Source organism: Micrococcus sp. (assembly GCF_030523875.1).
Classification (GTDB): domain Bacteria; phylum Actinomycetota; class Actinomycetes; order Actinomycetales; family Micrococcaceae; genus Micrococcus.
Window position 1 is genome coordinate 6,376 of the sequence record NZ_JAUNHR010000077.1, and the last position, 4,236, is coordinate 10,611.

General features: G+C 75.4%; 4 protein-coding genes, 1 tRNA gene and 1 pseudogene. 5 read left to right on the forward strand and 1 reads right to left on the reverse strand.

Annotation, left to right across the window (positions count from 1 at the left end):
- The 3 genes from Q4D18_RS09575 to Q4D18_RS09585 form a co-directional block, all read left to right on the forward strand.
- A partial coding sequence (locus Q4D18_RS09575) for a choice-of-anchor J domain-containing protein (RefSeq protein WP_303127732.1) occupies positions 1-478 on the forward strand: 478 nt, incomplete at its 5' end.
- 188 nt (positions 479-666) lie between these two features.
- A tRNA-Val gene (locus Q4D18_RS09580) sits at positions 667-740 on the forward strand.
- Positions 741-831: 91 nt separating this feature from the next.
- Positions 832-2,778 (forward strand): threonine/serine exporter ThrE family protein, encoded by a 1,947-nt coding sequence (locus Q4D18_RS09585; RefSeq protein WP_303127735.1) that lies wholly within the window; start codon positions 832-834, stop codon positions 2,776-2,778.
- A gap of 24 nt (positions 2,779-2,802) precedes the next feature.
- Here the strand turns inward: Q4D18_RS09585 and Q4D18_RS09590 are convergent, their stop codons facing one another.
- Positions 2,803-3,480, reverse strand: a complete 678-nt coding sequence (locus Q4D18_RS09590; RefSeq protein ID WP_303127737.1) for a uracil-DNA glycosylase — start codon at positions 3,478-3,480, stop codon at positions 2,803-2,805.
- A 52-nt stretch (positions 3,481-3,532) separates the two neighbouring features.
- On the opposite strand from Q4D18_RS09590, the gene Q4D18_RS09595 reads away from it, so the two are divergent.
- Positions 3,533-3,850, forward strand: coding sequence for a DUF3263 domain-containing protein (locus Q4D18_RS09595; protein ID WP_303127741.1), 318 nt, complete (start codon positions 3,533-3,535; stop codon positions 3,848-3,850).
- Positions 3,851-3,854: 4 nt separating this feature from the next.
- A pseudogene (locus tag Q4D18_RS09600) lies at positions 3,855-4,236 on the forward strand (LytR family transcriptional regulator); the annotation flags it as partial.

Below are 4,236 nucleotides of genomic sequence, written 5' to 3' on the forward strand. Positions count from 1 at the left end.
CACGCCGACCCCCACCCCCGTCCCGACCACGGGCCTGGTGAACGGCGGCTTCGAGTCCGGGACGACCGGCTGGACGGGCACCCCGTCCGACTTCGTAGGCACCGACTCCGCCGCGGCGAAGTCCGGCTCCCGCTTCGGCGTGCTCAACGGCTACGGCCGCACGAACACCGGCACCATCGAGCAGAAGGTGACCGTGCCCGCCTCGGGCGCCTCCCTGACCTACAGCGTGCAGGTCGGCACGGACGAGACCACCACCTCCTCCAAGTACGACACCCTGTCCGTGCAGGTGGTGGACGGCTACTCCGGCACCTACACCCTGAAGTCGCACTCCAACCTGGACCGCGGCCCGTACTCCACCCACACGGTGGACCTGTCCCGCTTCGCCGGGAAGACCGTGACCCTGCGCTTCAAGGGCACCGAGGACTCCTCGGCCGCCACCGTGTTCCGCATCGACGACGTCTCCGTCACCGCGCGCTGAGACGCGCGGCCGGTCCACGGCCGCCTCGGGCCGCCGTCCCCACCCGGGGGCGGCGGCCCGTCCGCGTCCCGGCACGGACGGCACCAACCGCCGGCGCCCGCCTCCGGCGGCCGGATTTGCCGCCGCCCGAAGGGGTGCGGTACAGTTCTGCGAGTTGTCCGGCCCATCACGGGCCGGGGTCGACACCTGGATCTTTAGCTCAGTTGGTTAGAGCGTTCGCTTCACACGCGAGAGGTCGCTGGTTCGAGTCCAGTAAGATCCACCGCCGCAAGGGCCCTCCTCCGGGAGGGCCCTTCCGCATGTCCGGGCGGGGCGCGCCCGGTGACGCACGAGGGAAGGACACGGTGACGCGCGTGGACCCACAGACCCCCCGGGACCGTGCCCGTCCCGTCCCGCCGCAGGCGGAGCCCGCCCCGGAGGCGGGCCTGATCCCCGTGCTGCGCCCCGCGGCCGCCGCGCCCGCACCGGGGACGGCGGCGGAGGAGGCCCCGGACCTCGCCGCGTCCCCGACCCGCGCCCAGGGCCCCGAGGAGCTGCTGCCGCCCGTCTTCGCCCCCGCCACCGCGGCGCTGCCCGCCGCCCCGGCGCCGGCCTCCCCGGCCACCGCGCCCCTGCCCGCCCTCCGACCCCACGCCGCCCCCACCAGACCCGACCGTGACGAGGACGCGCCGTCCACCAGCGAGGCCCCCGCCCCCGCCGCCGACGCACCCCTGACGGCGCCCCCGCTGTCCGAGGCCGTGCCCACCTCCGTCCTCGCCCCCGCGGAGGGTCCGGCGCCCACCGCGGAGCAGGCGGCGGAGACGGTCCCGGACCTCGTGGTGCCCGAGCCGCTGCTGCCGCACGGACCCGAGGAGCCGCGGGGCCGCCGTCGTCGCCGGAAGGAGCGCGAGCACCACCGCGCGGTGTTCGAGGAGACCCTGCCCACGCAGGCCCTCGTGATGGTGGACCGTCTGCAGGCGTCCCCGTACGGGCGGCGGATGCGCTCGACCCTGAGCCGGCGCCGCGAGCGGGACGAGCAGGCCCTCGAGGCGCGCACCACCCTGGACTTCGCCCTCAAGCTGGGGGAGACCATGTTCGGGTTCGGCGCGACGTCGCTCGACGTGGAGACCTCGATCATCGTGGTCACGCAGGCCTACGGCATCCACGAGACCGAGGTGGACCTGACCAACCAGGCCATCTCCCTGAACTACGCCCCCGACTCCAGTCGCGGCGAGGTGCCGTACACGCTCCAGCGCGTGGTGCGCTCGTACTCCACGGACTACGAGGGGCTCGTGGCGGTGCACCGGCTCGTGGAGGAGATCTCCGCGGGGACGGTCGAGCGGGCCGAGGCCCAGCGCCGGCTCGTGGAGGTCCGGCACCGGCCCAAGCCCTATCCGCCGGCCCTGGAGATCCTCATGGCCGGCGTCTTCGTGGCCTGCTTCATCCCCTTCATCGGGGGCACCTGGCAGGGGGCGCTGCTGGGCATGGCCTCCACGTGGCTCGTGTTCTGGCTGCACACGCGGACCATGGCGTTCCTGCCGGAGATCTACTCCGTGATGATCGGCTCGTCCCTGGCCACCGCGATCGCGTTCGGGGCCTACACCCTGGACGTGCCCATCAACCCCGCCCTGGTGGTGGCCGGCGGGATCATGATGCTGATGCCCACCTCCCGGTTCGTCACGGCCGTGCTGGACGCCATCAACGGCTTCCCGGTGACGGCCGCCGGCCGCTTCATCTCCACGATGCTCGTGTTCATCGGGATCATGGCGGGCATCATGGTGGCCGTCGCCGCGGCGGAGCTCGCGGGGTTCCCCCGGCTCGACCTGGCGGCGCAGGCCACCGCCTCCCATCCCGTGGCGCTGCTGCTGCTCCTCGTGCTCGTCGCCACCGGGGCGGACGCCGTGGTGGAGCGGTCGGGCTGGCGCACGCTGCTGGCCTCGTGCGGGGTGGCCGGCGTGGCGTTCTGCGCGCACGCCCTGCTCGGGACCCTGGGGGTGGGCCCCGCCCTGAAGGCGGCGGCCGCGGCCGCCGTCGTCGGGTTCCTGGGCAGGATCGTGGCCCTGCGCGTCGGCGCCCCGCCCATCGTGGTGATGGTGCCCAGCATCCTGTTCCTGCTGCCGGGCTTCTCGATCTTCCGGGGCCTGTACGAGTTCACGGTGGAGACCACGTCCACGGTGCTCGGCGTGGCCGGGATCGTCAGCGCGCTCGTGGTGGTGGTGGGCATCGGCGCGGGCGCGGTCTTCGGGGACACCCTCGCCCGGCCCCTGACGGCCCGCCTCGTGGAGCGGCGGACCGCGGGGCCGGAGGGGCACCAGCGCTGACCGGTCCGCGCCCTCGCCCCCGGCTCAGTCCGGGATGCGCCAGTCCACGGGCTCGGCGCCGGCGGCCTCGAGCAGCGCGTTGACGCGGCTGAACGGACGCGAGCCGAAGAACCCGCGGCTCGCGCTCAGCGGGGAGGGGTGAGGGGACTCGACGACGCCGGCCCCGCCCTCGCGCAGCAGTGGCGCCATGCGGCGCGCGTCGGCGCCCCAGAGCAGTCCGACCAGCGGGGTGCCGCGCGCCACCAGGGCGCACACGGCGGCCTCGGTGACCTCCTCCCATCCGATCCCGCGGTGGCTGCCGCTCGCCCCCGCCCGGACGGTGAGGACGCGGTTCAGCAGCAGGACGCCCTGCTCCGTCCACGCGGTGAGGTCACCGTGGGCGGCGGGGGCGATGCCGAGGTCGTCGTGCAGCTCGCGGTAGATGTTCGCGAGCGACCGGGGGAGGGGCCGGACGTGGCGGTCGCAGGCGAAGCACATGCCGATCGGGTGGCCCGGCGTCGGGTAGGGGTCCTGGCCGAGGACCAGCACGCGCACGTCCTCGAACGGCTGGCGGAAGGCCCGGAGCACGTGCTCCGGGGCGGGCAGGACCTGCTCCCCGGCCCGGCGCCGGGCGATCAGCTCCGCCCCGATGCGCTCGAGGGTGTCGGAGGAGTCGGCCAGCGCGGCGGCCCATCCCGGGTCCAGGGGTGCGATCAGGTCCATGCGCCCGAGCGTAGTGGCCGCCCGTCCGCACGGGGCCAGTAGAGTGGCCGCCATGCCTCCGACCCCCGCCTTCGACCCCGGTCCGGGGCGTGCGGCGGAGCTGACGGACCTCGAGCGGGCGGTGCTGGACCTGGAGTCCCGGACGTGGCGCCACGCCGGGGCCAAGGACCACGCGATCCGGGAGCGCCTCGGCGTCACCCCGACCGCCTACTATCAGGTGTTGAACGGACTGCTGGACCGGGAGGCCGCCCTGGCCTACCGGCCGCTGCTCGTGACCCGGCTGCTGCGCTCGCGCGGCACCCGCAGCCGGGCCCGGCGCAGCCCGGCGCCGGACCCGCCCGCCTCACCCTCTTCCCCGCAGGAGAACTAGACCGATGGCCTACCCCGCCGACCGCTTCGACGACGTCCCCGAGTACACCGACCAGCACGGCGCGCACCGCGAGGCGTTCGCCGCCGCCCCTGCCGGCGCGGCCGGGGCCGCGGGCTCCACCGCCGCCGCCGGCGGCGGGGGCGGCATCCTGAAGTGGCTCCTGGCCGCCGCGGCCGCGCTCCTGCTGCTGGGCCTGTTCCTCGGGCTGGTCCTGCCGCGCTTGACCGGCGGGGACGAGGGACCGGTGGCCGGCGGGGACGCCTCCTCCTCCGAGCCCGCCCCGGCGACCTCCTCGCCCGCGACCGAGCCGGGCACCGCCTCCGCCCCGGCGTCCTCCGCCGACCCCGCCCAGGCCTCACAGGACGCCCAGCGCTCCCAGGAGGCCG